The organism is Microlunatus speluncae (genome assembly GCF_009299835.1).
GTDB lineage: Bacteria > Actinomycetota > Actinomycetes > Propionibacteriales > Propionibacteriaceae > Microlunatus > Microlunatus speluncae.
The window spans coordinates 148,218-163,835 of the sequence record NZ_VKCZ01000005.1; the positions used below are offsets into that span (position 1 = coordinate 148,218).

16 protein-coding genes and 1 tRNA gene are annotated in these 15,618 nt (G+C 69.1%); 15 read left to right on the top strand and 2 right to left on the bottom strand.

Going from position 1 to position 15,618, the window contains the following annotated elements:
• Positions 1-43: 43 nt before the first annotated feature.
• The 8 genes from ftsW to FNH24_RS08480 all read left to right on the top strand — a co-directional run bounded on the left by ftsW (position 44) and on the right by FNH24_RS08480 (position 8,414).
• Positions 44-1,492: a putative lipid II flippase FtsW gene (gene ftsW / locus FNH24_RS08445; protein ID WP_246186809.1), complete on the top strand. Its 1,449-nt coding sequence runs from the start codon at positions 44-46 to the stop codon at positions 1,490-1,492.
• 10 nt (positions 1,493-1,502) lie between these two features.
• The gene (gene murG / locus FNH24_RS08450) at positions 1,503-2,648 is read left to right on the top strand and encodes an undecaprenyldiphospho-muramoylpentapeptide beta-N-acetylglucosaminyltransferase (protein ID WP_152361722.1); all 1,146 of its coding nucleotides are present in this window, start codon (positions 1,503-1,505) and stop codon (positions 2,646-2,648) included.
• Positions 2,639-4,090 carry a UDP-N-acetylmuramate--L-alanine ligase gene (gene murC, locus FNH24_RS08455; protein ID WP_152361723.1) on the top strand — a complete coding sequence of 484 codons (1,452 nt, stop codon included), beginning with the start codon at positions 2,639-2,641 and terminating at the stop codon, positions 4,088-4,090. The genes murG and murC overlap by 10 nt, the downstream gene beginning before the upstream one ends.
• A gap of 21 nt (positions 4,091-4,111) precedes the next feature.
• A complete protein-coding gene (locus FNH24_RS08460; RefSeq protein WP_152361724.1) occupies positions 4,112-4,846 on the top strand; it encodes a cell division protein FtsQ/DivIB in 735 nt (244 codons plus the stop codon).
• 250 nt (positions 4,847-5,096) lie between these two features.
• Positions 5,097-6,386: a cell division protein FtsZ gene (gene ftsZ, locus FNH24_RS08465; protein WP_152361725.1), complete on the top strand. Its 1,290-nt coding sequence runs from the start codon at positions 5,097-5,099 to the stop codon at positions 6,384-6,386.
• A gap of 150 nt (positions 6,387-6,536) precedes the next feature.
• Positions 6,537-7,061 carry a cell division protein SepF gene (locus FNH24_RS08470; RefSeq protein WP_152361726.1) on the top strand — a complete coding sequence of 175 codons (525 nt, stop codon included), beginning with the start codon at positions 6,537-6,539 and terminating at the stop codon, positions 7,059-7,061.
• 110 nt (positions 7,062-7,171) lie between these two features.
• Complete coding sequence (locus FNH24_RS08475) at positions 7,172-7,468, top strand: YggT family protein (RefSeq protein ID WP_152361727.1); 297 nt, start codon at positions 7,172-7,174, stop codon at positions 7,466-7,468.
• 106 nt (positions 7,469-7,574) lie between these two features.
• Positions 7,575-8,414, top strand: a complete 840-nt coding sequence (locus FNH24_RS08480; RefSeq protein WP_152361728.1) for a DivIVA domain-containing protein — start codon at positions 7,575-7,577, stop codon at positions 8,412-8,414.
• 209 nt (positions 8,415-8,623) lie between these two features.
• On the opposite strand, the gene FNH24_RS08485 is transcribed toward FNH24_RS08480, so the two are convergent.
• Positions 8,624-8,959 (bottom strand): hypothetical protein, encoded by a 336-nt coding sequence (locus tag FNH24_RS08485; RefSeq protein WP_152361729.1) that lies wholly within the window; start codon positions 8,957-8,959, stop codon positions 8,624-8,626.
• Positions 8,960-9,113: 154 nt separating this feature from the next.
• Here FNH24_RS08485 and FNH24_RS08490 point away from each other — a divergent pair, with 154 nt between their 5' ends.
• The 5 genes from FNH24_RS08490 (at position 9,114) to FNH24_RS08510 (ending at position 13,313) form a co-directional block, all read left to right on the top strand.
• Positions 9,114-9,548: a TraR/DksA family transcriptional regulator gene (locus tag FNH24_RS08490; protein WP_152361730.1), complete on the top strand. Its 435-nt coding sequence runs from the start codon at positions 9,114-9,116 to the stop codon at positions 9,546-9,548.
• Positions 9,512-10,156 carry a signal peptidase II gene (lspA, locus tag FNH24_RS08495; RefSeq protein ID WP_281351023.1) on the top strand — a complete coding sequence of 215 codons (645 nt, stop codon included), beginning with the start codon at positions 9,512-9,514 and terminating at the stop codon, positions 10,154-10,156. The genes FNH24_RS08490 and lspA overlap by 37 nt, the downstream gene beginning before the upstream one ends.
• Positions 10,157-10,181: 25 nt before the next feature.
• The gene (locus FNH24_RS08500; protein WP_152361801.1) at positions 10,182-11,090 is read left to right on the top strand and encodes an RluA family pseudouridine synthase; all 909 of its coding nucleotides are present in this window, start codon (positions 10,182-10,184) and stop codon (positions 11,088-11,090) included.
• A 43-nt stretch (positions 11,091-11,133) separates the two neighbouring features.
• Positions 11,134-12,549: a pyruvate kinase gene (pyk, locus tag FNH24_RS08505; protein WP_152361731.1), complete on the top strand. Its 1,416-nt coding sequence runs from the start codon at positions 11,134-11,136 to the stop codon at positions 12,547-12,549.
• A gap of 107 nt (positions 12,550-12,656) precedes the next feature.
• Positions 12,657-13,313, top strand: a complete 657-nt coding sequence (locus FNH24_RS08510) for a TetR/AcrR family transcriptional regulator (RefSeq protein ID WP_152361732.1) — start codon at positions 12,657-12,659, stop codon at positions 13,311-13,313.
• Between the two features lie 32 nt (positions 13,314-13,345).
• Here the strand turns inward: FNH24_RS08510 and FNH24_RS08515 are convergent.
• Positions 13,346-13,428: transfer RNA gene (locus FNH24_RS08515), tRNA-Leu, on the bottom strand.
• 124 nt (positions 13,429-13,552) lie between these two features.
• Between FNH24_RS08515 and FNH24_RS08520 the strand changes: the two genes are divergently transcribed.
• Both FNH24_RS08520 and FNH24_RS08525 read left to right on the top strand, forming a co-directional pair.
• On the top strand, positions 13,553-14,170 hold the full coding sequence (locus tag FNH24_RS08520; RefSeq protein ID WP_152361733.1) for an ANTAR domain-containing response regulator: 618 nt from the start codon (positions 13,553-13,555) through the stop codon (positions 14,168-14,170).
• Positions 14,171-14,431: 261 nt separating this feature from the next.
• Complete coding sequence (locus tag FNH24_RS08525) at positions 14,432-15,604, top strand: branched-chain amino acid ABC transporter substrate-binding protein (protein ID WP_152361734.1); 1,173 nt, start codon at positions 14,432-14,434, stop codon at positions 15,602-15,604.
• The last annotated feature ends 14 nt before the right edge of the window (positions 15,605-15,618 follow it).

The following is a 15,618-nucleotide window of genomic DNA, read 5'->3' on the forward strand; positions in this document are numbered from 1 at the left end:
CCTACGGCCGGCGGGGTCGGGTAGGAGAGAAAGGGAGCGACCCGTGGCGACCGTGACCGGACCGTTCCAACGCGAAGCCGGGGCCGACTCCGTCGACGGCGAGCCGGAGCGCAGCGGGCTGCTGCCGGGGACGCGGTCCCGACGGTCGGCCGGAGCCTGGCTCGAGGCCGTGCTGGAGCGCCCGCTGGCCAGCTTCCACCTGGTGCTCGGCGCGACCGGGATCCTGGTCGCACTGGGCATGCTGATGGTGCTCTCCGCCTCCAGCGTCTCGGCCGAGCTGAACTACGGCGACGCCTACTACTACGTCAAGCGGCAGGCGATCTTCCTCGGCATCGGGATCGCCGGCGGACTGTTGATGATGAGGCTGCCGCCCCGTATCCTGCGGGTGCTGGCCTGGGCCGGCCTGGCGCTGGCCGCGATCCTGTTGATCTTGACCTACACCCCGCTCGGGGTGAGCGTCGGCGGCAACCAGAACTGGCTCTACTTCGGCTCCTCGCTGTTCATGATCCAGCCGGCCGAGTTCGCCAAGCTCGCCATCGTGGTCTGGGGCGCCGATGTGCTGGCCCGCAAGGACAAACTGCTCGACCAGCCGCGGCACCTGATCATTCCCTATCTGCCGGCGACGTTGATCATCGTGCTGCTGGTGGTGTTCCAGCGCGACGCCGGGACCGCGGTCGTGGTCGCCAGCATCATGGTCGGCGTGCTCTGGATCGTCGGCGCGCCGATGCGCATCTTCATCGCGATCGCCGGCACCGGAATCGCGGGCATGGTCGGGTTGTTCCTGGCCAGCCCCAACCGGATGACCCGGCTGGCGGCGTTCCTCGACCCGACCGCCGATCTCGGCGGCGCCAACGACCAGACCAACGCCGGTCTGCTCGCGGTGGCGTCGGGCGGCTGGTGGGGCAGTGGGATCGGCGGCAGCCGGCAGAAGTGGGGCGGCCTGCCGGAGGCGCACACCGACTTCATCTTCGCCGTCATCGGCGAGGAGCTGGGGCTGTTCGGCAGCGTGATCGTGCTGGCGCTCTTCCTGGTCCTCGGCTACGCCGGGATCCGGATCGCGATGCGCAGCGACCACCCGTTCTTCCGGTATGCGGCCGCCGGCGTTACCGTCTGGTTGATGGTTCAGGCGCTGATCAACCTCGCGGTCGTGCTCCGGCTGCTGCCGGTCGCCGGCGTTCCGCTGCCGTTCCTGTCCTACGGCGGCTCGGCGCTGATCTCGAGCCTGATGGCGGTCGGCGTGCTGCTGACCTGTGCCCGGAACGAGCCGGCCGCCCGCACCTTCCTGGCCCGCCGGTCGGGCCGCACCCCGCCCGAGATGACTACTGTGGTCGGGCACCGCGGTCGGCCCACCAAGACCGCCAAGACCGTCAAGACCGTCAAGACCGCCAAGACGGCGAAGCCCGGCCGGTCCGCGCCGGCCGCGAAGAACACCAAGGCCGCCAAGGCCGCCAAGTCCAGCAAGATCAACCCCGGTAAGGCACGGACCCGATGAGACCACCTCGATGAGCGAACCGGAGGCCCGCCCGACGAGCGGGCCACAGGGCCGCTCGCTCAGCGTCGTCCTGGCCGGCGGCGGTAGTGCCGGCCACACGTCACCCCTGATCGCCACCGCCGAAGAACTGCGGCGTCAGGCGCCGGAGGCGCAACTCACCGCGATCGGCACCGAGCGCGGCCTGGAGACGACGGTGATCCCCGCGGCCGGACTGCCGCTGGAACTGATCCCGCCGGTGCCGATGCCGCGCCGGCCCGGCCTCGATCTGATCAAGGTCCCGGTCCGGCTGAACCGCGCGATTTCGGCCGCCGCCGACGTGCTGCGGTCGAAACAGGCCTCGGTGCTGCTCGGCTTCGGCGGCTACGTCTCCACCCCGGCCTATCTGGCGGCGCGCCGGCTCGGACTGCCGATCGTGATCCATGAAGGCAACATCGTGCCCGGCCTGGCCAACAAGCTGGCGGCGCGGTTCACCGACCACGTCTACACGTCCTTCCCGGCCACCCCGCTGCCGCACGCCCAGTGCATCGGGCTGCCGCTGCGCCGCGCCATCACCGAGCTCGACCGGGCCGGCCGGCGCGACGACGCCCGGAAGGAGTTCGACCTCGCGCCCGATCAGCCGACGCTGTTGGTCAGCGGCGGTTCGCAGGGCGCGGCCAGCATCAACCGGGCCGTGATCGAATCGGTGGACGACCTGCTCCGGGCCGGCATCCAGGTGCTGCACGCGCTCGGCCCGAAGAACGTCACCGCCGAGACGGTGCGCCGGACCGACCCGGACACCGGTGCCGTCTACGCGCCGCTGGCGTACGTGGAGCGGATGGAGCTCGCCTACGCGGCGGCGGACCTGATGCTCGGCCGGTGCGGCGCGAACACGGTGATGGAGACGTCCGCGATCGGGCTGCCGGCCGTCTACGTGCCGTACCCGGTGGGCAACGGCGAGCAGCGCCGGAACGCGGCCGGCGTGGTCGAGGCCGGCGGCGGCGAACTGCTCGAGGACGCCGACTGCACCCCGGAATGGGCCCGGGCCCGGATCCCGGAGTTGATCTTGGACCCGGAACGGCTGACCCGGATGTCGGCCGCCAGTCGTGACGTCGGCCGCACCGACGCCGCCGCCGATCTTGCCGCTCGAACCCTGGAGGTAGCACAGTCATGGGCTTGATCACGCCGACCGAACTGATCGGTGTCGAGCAACTCCCGCCGGTCCATTTCATCGCCATCGGCGGCTCCGGGATGAACGGGATCGCCTCGGCCTTCCTCGACCTCGGCTACGAGGTCAGCGGCAGCGACCGGCAGGACTCGGGATACCTGCAGGCGTTGACCAAACGCGGCGCCCGGACCTACGTCGGACACGCGGCCGAGCAGCTCGGCGACGCCAGGACGGTGATCGCGTCGTCGGCGATCCGGGAGGACAACCCGGAGCTGGCCGAGGCGCGGGCGCGGGGCTTGCGGGTGCTGCACCGCAGTGAGGCGCTGGGTTCGCTGATGCTCGGCCGGCGCGGGGTCGCGGTCGCCGGCACCCACGGCAAGACCACGACCACGGCGATGATCGCCCGGGTGCTGACCGAGGTCGGGGCTGACCCGTCCTATCTGATCGGCGGCTCGTTCCTCGGCAGCAAGACCGGCGGCCACATCGGCTCCGGCGACGCGATGGTGGTCGAGGCCGACGAGAGTGACGGCTCGTTCCTGCAGTACCCGGCCGAGGTCGCCGTGGTGACCAACGTCGATCCCGATCACCTGACCAACTGGGGCACCCCGGCGGCCTACGCGGACGGTTTCGTCCGGTTCGCCACCAAGCCGGAGCTGAAGCTGCTGGTGGTCAGCGCCGACGATCCGGGCGCGGTCGAGCTGGTCAAGACGATCTCCACCCGGACGTCCCCTGAGCTCGTCGAAGGGGCGGCGGCGCCGGAGATCATCACCTTCGGACTGAGCGAGACCGCCGACCTGCGGCTGACCGACCTGGAGCTGGCCGGCGGCGGCTCGACCTTCACGCTGACCGACACCCGGCGCGGCACCGGCGGCCAGGTGCGGCTGACCGTGCCGGCCCGCTACAACGCGCTGAACGCCGCCGCGACCTACGCGGTGGCGACGTATCTCGGCGGCGACGACGCGGCCGTACGGGCGGCGCTCGGCCAGTTCGGCGGCACCCACCGCCGGTTCGAACTGATCGGGACCGTGAACGACGTCCGGGTCTACGACGACTATTCGCATCACCCGACCGAGGTGGCCAACATGCTCACCGCGGCTCGGCCGGCGGCCGGCGACGGCCGGGTGGTGATCTGTTTCCAGCCGCACCTCTACACCCGCACTCGAGACTTCTGGCGCGAGTTCGCGGCCGCCCTGGAGGTCGCCGACGAGGTGATCGTGATGGACGTCTGCGGTGATCGGGAGGACCCGATCGAGGGAATCACGGGTGCCCTGGTCGCCGACGCGATCCGGCCCGGCACGGCCACCGTCACCTATCAACCGGTGTGGGACGAGGCGGCGCCGACCGTGGCCGGGATCGCCCGCCCCGGCGATGTCGTGGTGACCGTCGGCTGCGGCGACGTGACCAAGGTCGCTCCCAAGATCGTCGACGAACTGCGCCGCCGGTACGGGAGCTGACGTGAGCCACCCGGGGACGCGATGAACCGCACGGCGACGGCGGGCCGGCCGACGACGTCCCGGGCCGGCAGCGCGTCCCTGCTCTACCGGCGCCGCCGCCGGCGCTGGCCGTTCGTGCTGATCGGGCTGCTGGTGCTCGCGCTGGCCGGTGGGGCCGTCTGGCTGGTCGGGTTCTCCAGCGTGCTCGGCACCAAGCAGGTCGAGGTGCGCGGCATCACGGTGGTGGCCGAGGCCGACGTGCTCGCCGCGGCCGACGTGCCGCTCGATCAGCCGCTGGCCCGGCAGGACATCGACGGCATCGCCGGCCGGGTGGCGGAGCTGACGCCGGTCGAGTCGGTCGAGGTGACCCGGCAGTATCCGGACACGGTCGTGATCATGGTGCGCGAACGCACCGCGGTGATCGCGGTCGACGACGGCGACGCGTACCTGCTGCTGGATCGGCACGGCGTGCCGTACCGCCGGATCGCCAAGCTCCCGGCCGGTGTCGTGCTCGCCGAACTGAACGCCGGCAACACCCGGCTGGCCGAGCAGGTCGGCCTGGTCGCGGCCGCGCTGCCCGCGGCGCTGCGGAAGCGGGTCGAGGTGATCACGGCGACCAATGAGAGCTCGATCGAGCTCGAGCTGACCGACGGCGACCGGGTGATCTGGGGGACCGCGGACGAGTCCGCGCTGAAGGCCACCGTGCTGGTGAAACTGCTGGAGCGGAAGGGCAAGGTCTACAACGTCTCCGCGCCGCACCACCCGGCGATCCGCTGAACCCTCGATCCGCGATCGGGGCGCGATCATCGGAGCGCGCCGGCAAACTCGCGTAAAGCTGAGGTTCAGGTGGAGGGAATTCCGGCTGTTTGGCGTGTCTAGGTGGGGGTGATGGACGCTGCCGGTGACGACCTCTTAGCCTTGCCGGAACGCCTGGTCTAACTCTCGATCGCTTCCCAAGGTCAAGACTTGGCAACAACCTGGGTGAGCAGGGTCCAGTAGTCATTGAGCAGGAAAGAGGCGGAGGTTCGTGGTTTCTGCGTCAACGAATTACGTGGCCGTGATCAAGGTTGTCGGCGTCGGGGGCGGCGGGGTCAACGCAGTCAACCGGATGATCGAAGCCGGATTACGGGGAGTCGAGTTCATCGCGGTCAACACTGACGCGCAGGCGTTGCTGATGAGCGACGCCGATGTGAAGCTCGACATCGGGCGGGATCTGACCCGCGGGCTCGGTGCCGGCGCTGATCCGGAGAAGGGCAAGCAGGCTGCCGAGGATCACGCCCAGGACATCGAAGAGGCGCTGAAGGGCGCCGACATGGTCTTCGTCACGGCCGGTGAGGGCGGCGGTACGGGCACCGGCGGCGCGCCCGTCGTGGCCCGGGTCGCCCGCGCGATGGGCGCGCTGACGATCGGAGTGGTCACCCGGCCGTTCGCCTTCGAGGGCAAGCGTCGCTCGGTGCAGGCCGAGGACGGGATCGCCAACCTCCGCGAGGAGGTCGACACGCTGATCGTGATCCCGAACGACAAGCTGCTGTCGATGATGGACAACCAGCAGATCGCGATCCTGGACGCCTTCCGGCAGGCCGATCAGGTGCTGCTGCAGGGCGTCTCCGGCATCACCGAGTTGATCACCACGCCCGGTTTGATCAACCTCGACTTCGCCGATGTGAAGTCGGTCATGTCCAACGCCGGCTCGGCGTTGATGGGCATCGGTTCGGCGCGCGGTGAGGACCGGGCCCGGGCCGCCGCCGACATGGCGGTCTCCTCACCGCTGCTGGAAGCGAGCATCGAGGGCGCGCACGGCGTGCTGATCTCGATCGCCGGCGGTTCCGACCTCGGCCTGTTCGAGGTGTCGGCCGCGGCCACGCTGATCCAGGAGTCGGCGCACGAGGAAGCCAACATCATCTTCGGCACCGTGATCGACGACGCGCTCGGCGACGAGGTGCGGGTCACCGTGATCGCAGCCGGCTTCGAAGGCGGCGAGCCGCCGCGCCGGCAGCAGGGGATCAGCCGGCAGCCCGGCCTGTCCCGGTCGCAGCAGCAGGCCCAGCCGCAACCGGGGCAGCAGTCGCAGCCGCCGGCCCCGCAGCAGCAGCCGGTCAACCACCAGCGGCAGCCCGACGGCGGGGCGCCGAGGCAGCCGGCGCCGGCGCAGCAGCCCGGCCAGCGTGCGCCCGGTGCGCCGTCCCAGCAGCCGGTGCCGGTGCCGCAGAACGGCCCGAGCGCCCGGCCGAATCACCAGCCGAGTCAGCCGCCGGTCCGACCGGCCCCGCAGCCTCCGGCCGACGACGATCTGGACGTCCCGGACTTCCTGAAATAGACGGTGACCACGGGATCACCGGCGATAACGCCGACGCGACACGGGTTCGAGGTTCGCGGCCTGGGAGTTCTTCGCCGGTAATGTCGATACCGTCCCGAGACGGACCCATGTATATCGGCGTATGAGGGATCGACGTGTGAGGGCGGTCAGATGGCGGACAGGTTGAAGCGAGCGGCTGCATGGCTCGGGCTGGTCACCGACGACCGGTATTCCGAGTACGACGACCAGCCCGGGCAGGACGAGCCCACCGCCGGCGTGCCGACCGAGGCGAGCCGGCCCGAGGACTCCAAGGTGACCAACCTGGAGACCAAGCGGCCGGCTCCGACCGTGGTCTCGGCCACCGCCACGGCACCGCAGCCGGCCGCCCCGCGGCCGTCCGTCGCGCCCCGGCCCGCCGACATCTCCCGCATCATCACCGTGCACCCGCGCACGTTCAACGAGGCCAGGACGATCGGCGAGCACTTCCGTGACGGCGTGCCGGTGATCATGAACCTGACCGAGATGGACGACAGCGACGCGCGGCGGCTGGTGGACTTCGCGGCGGGCCTGATTTTTGCGGTCCGTGGCAGTATCGATCGCGTGACCAGCAAGGTGTTCCTGCTGTCGCCGCCGAACATCAATGTGACGGCGGAGGACAAGGAACGCATCGCGGGCGGGTTTTTCAACCAGAGTTGACCGGGGGTCGGTTCAGGCCGGGCCGCGGTGCTCGGGGACGGGAGCCGGCACGATAGTCTGAGGTCACGACCTGGTCGGATGTCGAAACGAACGCGAGGCACGTGGCTCAGATGGTCATCATCGGTCTCATCATCAACTTTGTCCTGTGGCTGTTCCTGATGGTTCTGTTCGCCCGGATGATCCTGTCCTGGGTGCCGGTGCTGGTTCGTGACTGGGAGCCACGGGGGGCCATGTTGGTGGTCGCCGAGGGCATCTATTCGATCACCGACCCGCCACTGCGGCTGCTGCGCAAGGTGCTGCGCCCGGTCCGGATCGGCTCGATGATGCTGGACTTGGCATTCATCGGGTTGGCAATCGCGGTGAGCATATTGATGAGGATCAACGCACTGGTGTTCTTCAGCAGTTGAGTCTGGCTCATCGCCGGATGTGTGCATTAGGCTCGAATTCGGTACGGTAAGGCAGATGGGTAACGGACGCATCACGGTTCCGAGTTCCGATTGTTTGAGGTGAACGATGACGCTGTCGCTGGACGATGTGCGCAACAAGCGCTTCCGGATGGCCCGCAAGTCGGGGTACGAAGTCCTGGAGGTCGATGAGTTTGTCGACGAGGTCGAAGAGGCCTTTGCGCAGCTGATCGAGGAGAACAAGAACCTCAAGAAGCAGGTCGAGTCACTGCGGTCCGCGCCAGTTCAGGACAGCGGTCCCGTCGACACGACGATGCTGCAACCGGCCGCGATGCCGCAGCACGACGGGAAGCAGACCCTCGTCGTCTCCACCGGCAAGGAGGCCAGCGCCGCCGTCGTGCGCCTGGTCGAGTTGTCGACGGAGCAGGCGGAGCGGCTGACGGCCGAGGCCGAGGAGGACGCGAACCGGATCCGCGAGGAGGCCAACCGGTCCGCCCACCAGGTGACGACCGACGCCCGGACGCGAGCCGAGCGGGTCGAGTCCGAGGCCCGGGTGAACGCCGAACGGGTGCAGTCCGACGCCACCTCCCGGGCGGCTCAGCTCGACCGCGAGATCGAGCAGCGCCGGATCGACATGTTCAGCGAGCTCGAGCGTCAGCGCGACCTGCTGAGCACCTCGGTCCGCGAGCTGCGGAACTTCGAGGCGAACTTCCGCAGCAACCTGACCGGCCAGCTGCGGCGGCACATCGACACCCTCGAGGCGTCGCGCGCCGAACCGCACGACACGCCGCAGGTGGTGCGCGATCTGGACGACAAGCCCGAGCGCGGCTCCCGGGACAACAGCCAGCGCAATGGCGTCTACGGCTCCGACAACGATTCGCCGACACTCGGCGGCGGATCGGCCAGTGACACGCCTCGACTGGACGCCCTGCTCGGCGACCAGCGCTGATCATCGGCACCGCCTGACCGTCGTCCGAACCGGACCGAGCCCCGCACCCACGGTGCGGGGCTCAGTCACGTTACGCCCTAGAACCGGGGCGCCGCCGACGTTCCTGAGAGCGTTCGAATCTTCCGCTCCAAGATTCGGGAAAACGGTGACGAAACGCCATCTCATCGTTGAAGATAGAGCGAATCGCCCCTACTCTCCTTGGGTCACTGCTACCCGGAGACTCCGGACGACACCGCAATACCCCGAAGGGGGGATCCGATGAGTACTGCCAAGAAGTCCTCGGCGAAGAAGCCGCCGGCCACGGGCGGGCGGTCATCGGGTTCGGCGTCGACCGGATCGCGTTCCAGTTCCGCGGGATCGAACGCACCGAAGGCAGCAGCTTCGAAGGGATCACGGTCGAAGCGGGTCGACACCACCCCGGCGACCCCGGCCGTGCAGAAACGGGCAGCCAAGTCGGCAGCCAAGCCGACGACGAAGACCGGCCCGACCGCGAAGCGGTCGAGCTCGCCGGCGCCGACCGCGAAGCGATCCTCCGGGACCGCCAAGCGGACGCCGGCGAAGCGGGCCCCGAGTCCATCGACGCCGCGTCGGTCGACTCAGTCTCGTCCAGCCCCAGCGACCAAGAAACGGCCAGACACCGGCCGCACTGCCTCGACCACCAACCCGGCCGAAACAGCCCAGACCCCTCGGAGCGACACCATGCACAGCGACGCCGCACCTGCCGTCAAACCCGTCAAGCCTTCCTCGCTCCCGGTCCGGGAGGGCGAGGACCCCTGGACCAAGGCCGAGCTGGACGAGGTGAAGGAGACCCTCGAAGCGGACATCGAGCGGTTCGCCGAACAGCTCGCCGCCTCCAACGCCGAGTTGGTCGGCATGCTCCGCGACGGCGCCGAAGGCGCCGGCCGCGATCCGGCCGATGTCGGCTCCGCCAACTTCGAGCGGGACGCCGAGATGTCCCTGGTGAACAACGCCTCGGAGATGCTGGAGCAGTCCCGGCTGGCCCTGCGGCACATCGAGCAGGGCAGCTATGGCAGCTGCGACAATTGCGGCAACCCGATCGGCAAGGGGCGACTGCTCGCCTTCCCGCGGGCCACCCTGTGTGTCACCTGCAAGCAACGCGAGGAACGGCGATAACCGAGAATCCGGCGGACCGGGACGAGTCCCGGCCGCGAACCAGTTTGCTGCGACTCCGGCTGCTCTATGCTGCCGTCGCCGTGGCGGGGGTCACGCTGGACGTGATCACCAAGACGATGGCGGTCCGTTGGCTGGATCCGGGCGACCCGGTCCAGCTGCTCGGCGGTCTGCTGCGGCTGCAGTTGGTCCGCAATCCCGGGGCCGCGTTCAGCCTCGGCGAGAACTTCACCCCGGTCTTCGCCGTCCTGTCGGCCTGCGTGCTGGCGGTGGTGGTGATCTTCCTCGCCCGGCGGGTCGGCCACACCGGCTGGGCGGTGGCGCTCGGCCTGGTGTCGGCCGGGGTGGCCGGCAATCTGATCGACCGGATCTTCCGGGAGCCCGGGGTGCTGCACGGCCACGTGGTCGACTTCCTGCAGCTGCCGTACTGGCCGATCTTCAACGTCGCCGACATGTGCATCACCGGCGCGGCGATCTTGATCATCGTCCTCTCGGTGATCAAGAACATCGGCCTGGACGGGAAACGGCTGGCCCCGACCCGGCGGTCGGGCGACGACCAGGCGGCGCGGGACGCGCCCCGCGAGCCGGGCCCGGCGAGCACCGAACGGTGAGCTCCGGGTGAGTGACACCCGGGTGATGCTGATCCCGGACGGGCTGGACGGCGAACGGCTGGACGCCGCCGTGGCCCGGATGCTCGGCCTGTCCCGCAGCCGGATCGCCGGCCTGATCGACCAGGGCCGGGTCGCACTCGACGGCAAGGCGGCGCAGAAGTCCGACCGGGTCCGGGCGCACGCGATGCTCGAGGTCGAGTTGGAGGACGACCGGGCCGAGGCCCAGGTGGTGCCGCAGACCGTGGCCGGCCTGAGGATCGTGCACGACGACGACGACATCGTGGTGATCGACAAGCCGGTCGGCGTCGCCGCCCATCCGAGCGTCGGTTGGTCCGGCCCCTCGGTGCTCGGCCATCTCGCCGGCGCCGGCTTCCGGATCACCACCTCCGGGGTGCCGGAGCGGCAGGGGATCGTGCAGCGACTCGACGTCGGCACCTCCGGGCTGATGGTGGTCGCGAAGAGTGAGCACGCGTACACGATGCTGAAGCGGGCGTTCCGTTCCCGGACGGTGGACAAGACGTACCACACGCTGGTGCAGGGCCACCCCGACCCGTTCCACGGCACGATCGAGGCGCCGATCGGCCGGCATCCGACGGCCGACTACAAGATGGCGATCATGGACGGTGGCCGGCACAGCACCACCCACTACACGACCCTCGAGGCCTTCGTCGGCGCCACCCTGCTCGAGGTGAAGCTGGAGACCGGCCGGACCCACCAGATCCGGGTCCATATGGCGGCGATCAAGCATCCCTGCGTCGGCGATCCGATGTACGGCGCGAATCCGGCGCTGGCGGCCCGGCTCGGCCTCGACCGGCAGTGGCTGCACGCGGTCCGGCTCGGCTTCACCCACCCGCGATCCCAGGAATACGTCAGCTTCGAGTCCGATTACCCCGAGGATCTGGCGCACGCCCTCGAGCTCGTCCGGGCCGGCTGAGACCCCGAATTCCGTGCGGCCCGGAGTTCGCTAGTGTCGATCCGTGCGAAGAGCCAAAATTGTCTGCACCCTGGGCCCGGCTACGTCGGCCCCGGAGCGCCTCATCGAACTCGTGTCGGCCGGAATGGACGTGGCTCGGCTGAACATGAGCCACGGCGACTACGCCGATCATGAACACAACCTGACCGGTGTCCGCCGCGCCGCCAAGATCACCGGCCGGCCGGTCGGCGTCCTGGCCGACCTGCAGGGCCCGAAGATCCGGCTCGGCCGGTTCGCGGCCGGCAAGGAGGTCTTGGCCTACGGCGCGACTTTCACGATCACCACCGACGACATCGAGGGCGACGCCCGGCGTTGCTCGACGACGTTCAAGGAACTGCCCGGCGACGTGAAGGCCGGCGACACGATCTTGATCGACGACGGCCGGCTGATGCTCAAGGCCACCTCGGTCACCGACACCGACGTGGTGACCCGGGTGATGGTCGGCGGGCCGATCAGCAACAACAAGGGGATCAACCTGCCGGGGGTCGCGGTCAGCGTCCCGGCGATGAGCGAGAAGGACACCGAGGATCTGCGCTGGGCCCTCCAGCACGGTGTCGACATGATCGCGCTGTCCTTCGTCCGCAACGCGGCCGACGTCGACATCGTGCACAAGATCATGGACGAGGAGGGCCGGCGGCTGCCGGTGATCGCCAAGATCGAGAAGCCGCAGGCGGTGGAGAACCTGGACGAGATCATCGACGCGTTCGACGCGTTCATGGTCGCCCGCGGTGATCTCGGCGTCGAGTTGCCGCTGGAGGAGGTGCCGCTGGTGCAGAAGCAGATCGTCACCGCGGCCCGCCGCTGGGCCAAGCCGGTGATCGTCGCCACCCAGATGCTGGAGTCGATGATCTCCGCCCCCCGGCCGACCCGGGCCGAGGCCTCCGATGTGGCCAACGCCATCCTGGACGGCGCGGACGCGGTGATGCTGTCCGGCGAGACCAGCGTCGGCCAGTATCCGGTGAAGACGGTCGAGACGATGGCCCGGATCGTCGACAACACCGAGTCGCACGGCCTGGAGCAGGTGCACGACATCCTCTGGGATCCGCACACCACCAGCGGGGTGATCACCAAGGCCGCCGCCGAGGTGGCGGAGCGGATCGACGCGAAGTATCTGGTCGCCTTCACCCACACCGGCGACTCCGCCCGGCGGATGTCCCGGCTCCGGTCCTCCATCCCGGTGCTGGCCTTCACCCCGATCGAGGCCACCCGGCAGGCGCTCACCCTGAGCTGGGGGATCGAGTCGTTCCTGGTGCCGATGGTCGGCCACACCGACGACATGATCCGCCAGGTCGACCGGGCCCTGATCGAGTCCGGCCGGATCGCCGAGGGCGAGCGGGTGGTCATCGTCGCCGGCTCCCCACCCGGCGTCGCCGGCCACACCAACATGGTCCGCGTCCGCCGCATCGGCGCCCCCCTCTGACCCACCTTCAGCCGACTTGTCAGAACTGAGTAGCCCTATGGCACAACTCAGTTCTGACAAGTCGGCGATTTCGTTACGTGGCGTATTGCAATGGCTAGACTTCGGGGATGGATAGGCGGATGGAATCGCGGCGGGGTGGCCGGCCGCGGAGCGCCGAGATCGACGTGGCCGCGTTGGACGCGACGCTGACGCTGCTGGGTGAGACCGGTTACCGCCGGTTGTCGGTTGAGGAGGTCGCGCGCCGGGCCGGCACGACCAAGCCCGCGCTCTATCGGCGCTGGCCGACCCGGCAGGCTCTGGTGCTGGCGGCGTTGGCCGGACGGCTGGGCGGGATCGACGTGCCGGACACCGGTTGCACCATGTGCGACCTGGGCGAGGCCATCGGGATCTTCGTCGCCGCCTTCCGGCGACTGCCGCCGGACGTGATCGGGCCGCTGCTCGCCGACTGCGCCGCCGACCCCGAGCTACACGCCGCGTTCATGGCGACCCTGTTCGATCCGCCACGGGACGCGGTCCGGCGGACCCTGATCCGGGCGGTGGACCGCGGTGATCTCCGTCGTGATCTTGATCTCGAACTCGCCGTCGATCTGCTCGGCTCGCTGGTGCACCACCGGGTCCTGTTCGGCCACGCGCCGCTCACCGACCGCGACGTCGAGACGGCGGTGGAGACCCTGCTCGGCGGCATCGCCGCCGACTATCCGCGGCTGCTCGAACACAGTCGGCAGCAGGCCGGCGATCCCGCCCTGCATGTGCTGCATCCCTGAACTGCAGCCCGCAATCCCTGTCCTACAAAGGGTGCCGGAGAGGGGACTCGAACCCCTATGTCCTCTCGGACAGACGATTTTGAGTCGCCCGCGTATACCATTCCGCCACTCCGGCCGGAGCCCGGAACATTCTGCCACACGCCGAACGGAGATCGCGGATCGTCCCGCTCCCGGCGGTGGGCGTGCCGGAGCCGAGTGCTGAATCGGCCCAGTAACACGCCTGCTCTAAAGTGTCACCCGTGACGAACGAGAAGAACGACCCCGCGGCCACCTCGCCCACCCGTGTCCTGGTGGCCGAGGACGAGGTGCTGATCCGCACCGACCTGGTCGAAATGCTCACCGAAGAGGGCTACGAGGTCGTCGGTGAGGCCGGCGATGGCGAGCAGGCGATCGAGCTGGCCATGGAGCTGCGGCCCGACCTGGTGGTCATGGACGTGAAGATGCCGAAGCTGGACGGGATCAGTGCCGCGGAGAAGATCGCCGGCGAGCGCATCGCCCCGGTGGTGATGCTGACCGCGTTCAGCCAGCGCGAGCTGGTCGACCGGGCCAGCAAGGCCGGCGCGATGGCGTACGTGGTCAAGCCCTTCGGCAAGTCGGATCTGGTGCCGGCGATCGAGATCGCCGCGGCCCGGTTCGCCGAGATCAAGGCCGTTGAGGCCGAGGTCAGCGACCTGTCCGAGCGGCTGGAGTCGCGCAAGATCGTCGATCGGGCCAAGGGGATGCTGCAGGCCGGTCTGAGCCTCACCGAGCCGGAGGCGTTCCGGTGGATCCAGAAGACCGCGATGGATCTGCGCAAGTCCATGCGCGAGGTGGCCGAAGGCGTCATCGAGCACGGGGCCGGCTCCAAGAAGAAGTAGCGTGCAGCGGCCGGTGAGCGGGGGATCGTCTCGTCGGCCGCTCGTGTGTAACGAACGCGATAACGCCACCCGCGAACTGGACATCGAAGCGGTGACTCGTCGTAGGGTGCATCATGCTCGACCAACCAGCGGTGCTGTCAGGTCTGCGTGGGCAGCTGCCGTTGCCGTACACCCAGCTCACGGTTGAGCTGGCCAGGAGGAGGAATAGTGCGTAATCGACGGCTTGCGACGGTAGGGGTTGCGGCCCTCATCAGCGCGGCGATGGTGCTGACCGGCTGTGGTCAGCGCGGCGGCGACGGGGGTGGCACCGAGCCGGGCGGCGGGGGTGAGAAGAAGATTGCCAAGATCGGCGTCGTCGCTCCGCTGAGCGGCGGGCTGTCGGCACTGGGCCTCGGCATCCGGAACTCGGTCGACCTGGCGATCCAGGAGGCCAACAAGAACAACGAGATCCCGGGCTGGACGCTGGAGCTCGACGCCAAGGACGACGAGGCGAAGAACGACGTCGGTCAGACGGCGGCGACCTCGCTGGCCTCCGATCCGGAGATCATCGGCGTGGTCGGCACCCTGAACTCCGACGTGGCTCAGGCCGTGGCGCCGATCCTCAGCGCGCAGAAGATCGCGATGGTGTCACCGGCCAACACGAACCCGTCGCTGACCCGTGGCGAGGACTTCGCGGACAACCCGAGCCGGCTCTACCCGAGCTACTTCCGGACCTGCGCCACCGATGACATCCAGGGTCCGTTCGCGGCGAAGTACCTGTACGACACGGCCAAGTTCACCAAGGTCGCGACGGTCAACGACAAGCGGACCTACGGCGCCGGCCTGGTCAAGACGTTCACCGAGGCGTTCACCGAGTTGGGCGGTCAGGTCGTCGCGGCCGAGACGGTCAACCCGGACGAAAAGGACTTCTCGGCCGTGATCAGCAAGATCAAGGCTTCGAACCCGGAGGCGCTGTACTACGGCGGCCAGTACCCGGAGGCGGGCCCGCTGAGCCAGCAGATGAAGGCCGCCGGCCTGAACATCCCGCTGATGGGCGGTGACGGCATCTTCGATCCGGCCTTCATCGAGCAGGCCGGTGCCAAGTCCGACGGTGACCTGGCGACCTCGGTCGGCGCTCCGCCGGAGGATCTGCCGTCGGCGAAGACCTTCATCGACGCGTACGGCGCCGCCGGCTTCAAGGAGCCCTACGCCGCCTACGGCCCGTACTCCTACGACGCGGCCCGGGCGATCATCGAGGGTCTGAAGGTGTCGCTGAAGGATGCCACGGACGCGGAGAGCGCCCGCCAGGCGACGATCGACGCGATCGGCAAGGTCAGCTTCGACGGCGCCAGCGGCAAGATCTCCTTCGATGAGTACGGCGACGCGACGACCAAGGTGCTCACCGTCTACGAGGTGCAGCAACAGAAGTGGGTCGGCGTCAAGACCGGTAGTTAGTCGATCATCGTCCC